The following is a 1788-nucleotide window of genomic DNA, read 5'->3' as shown; positions in this document are numbered from 1 at the left end:
TCGGCCTGGTATGACTGGTCGCCATATTCCGCTGTATACAGACGGGACGACACGTGCTCCTTAGAAAGGAGGTGATCCAGCCGCACCTTCCGGTACGGCTACCTTGTTACGACTTAGTCCTAATCACCAATCCCACCTTCGACAGCTCCGTCCCTTGCGGGTTCGGCCACTGGCTTCGGGTGTTACCGACTTTCATGACTTGACGGGCGGTGTGTACAAGGCCCGGGAACGTATTCACCGCAGCGTTGCTGATCTGCGATTACTAGCGACTCCGACTTCATGAGGTCGAGTTGCAGACCTCAATCCGAACTGAGACCGGCTTTTTGGGATTCGCTCCACCTTGCGGTATCGCAGCCCTTTGTACCGGCCATTGTAGCATGCGTGAAGCCCAAGACATAAGGGGCATGATGATTTGACGTCATCCCCACCTTCCTCCGAGTTGACCCCGGCAGTATCCCATGAGTTCCCACCATTACGTGCTGGCAACATAGGACGAGGGTTGCGCTCGTTGCGGGACTTAACCCAACATCTCACGACACGAGCTGACGACAACCATGCACCACCTGTATACCGACCTTGCGGGGCGACCATTTCTGGCCGTTTCCGGTATATGTCAAGCCTTGGTAAGGTTCTTCGCGTTGCATCGAATTAATCCGCATGCTCCGCCGCTTGTGCGGGCCCCCGTCAATTCCTTTGAGTTTTAGCCTTGCGGCCGTACTCCCCAGGCGGGGAACTTAATGCGTTAGCTGCGACACGGAGACCGTGGAATGGTCCCCACATCTAGTTCCCAACGTTTACGGCATGGACTACCAGGGTATCTAATCCTGTTCGCTCCCCATGCTTTCGCTCCTCAGCGTCAGTTACGGCCCAGAGATCTGCCTTCGCCATTGGTGTTCCTCCTGATATCTGCGCATTCCACCGCTACACCAGGAATTCCAATCTCCCCTACCGCACTCTAGTCTGCCCGTACCCACTGCAGGCCCGAGGTTGAGCCTCGGGTTTTCACAGCAGACGCGACAAACCGCCTACGAGCTCTTTACGCCCAATAATTCCGGACAACGCTTGCACCCTACGTATTACCGCGGCTGCTGGCACGTAGTTAGCCGGTGCTTTTTCTGCAGGTACCGTCACTCCCAGGAAAACCCAGTCGCTTCTTCCCTACTAAAAGAGGTTTACAACCCGAAGGCCGTCGTCCCTCACGCGGCGTTGCTGCATCAGGCTTGCGCCCATTGTGCAATATTCCCCACTGCTGCCTCCCGTAGGAGTCTGGGCCGTGTCTCAGTCCCAGTGTGGCCGGTCACCCTCTCAGGCCGGCTACCCGTCGTCGCCTTGGTGAGCCATTACCTCACCAACTAGCTGATAGGCCGCGAGCTCATCCTTGACCAAAATTCTTTCCACCCCAGAAGATGCCTTCCAAGGTAATATCCGGTATTAGCTACAGTTTCCCGCAGTTATCCCAGAGTCAAGGGCAGATTGCTCACGTGTTACTCACCCGTTCGCCACTGATCCAAGGAGCAAGCTCCTCTTCACCGTTCGACTTGCATGTGTTAAGCACGCCGCCAGCGTTCGTCCTGAGCCAGGATCAAACTCTCCGTAAATGTTTGAATAGCTACCCGATCCATATAAATACAAACCGAACGCCCATCTAGTGCACCCCCCAACCGGAATAGGCTGAAACGATGCAAGTTTGAAACTGACAAGAACAAATCATTACTGACTTGCTTTGTTTAGTTGCCCAACCGAAGTCAGGACTTTTTCAATATTATTTCCAAAGGAATCTCTTAGCTG

The 1788-nt window shown here is 54.5% G+C and carries 1 rRNA gene; it reads right to left on the bottom strand.

The window, feature by feature from the left end:
• Positions 1 to 64: 64 nt before the first annotated feature.
• Positions 65 to 1598 (bottom strand): 16S ribosomal RNA (locus tag E3T50_RS11880).
• Positions 1599 to 1788: the final 190 nt, after the last annotated feature.

The sequence above is a fragment of the Cryobacterium gelidum genome, assembly GCF_004403985.1.
Lineage (GTDB): Bacteria > Actinomycetota > Actinomycetes > Actinomycetales > Microbacteriaceae > Cryobacterium > Cryobacterium gelidum.
This window is presented reverse-complemented; position numbering and strand designations above follow the sequence as displayed.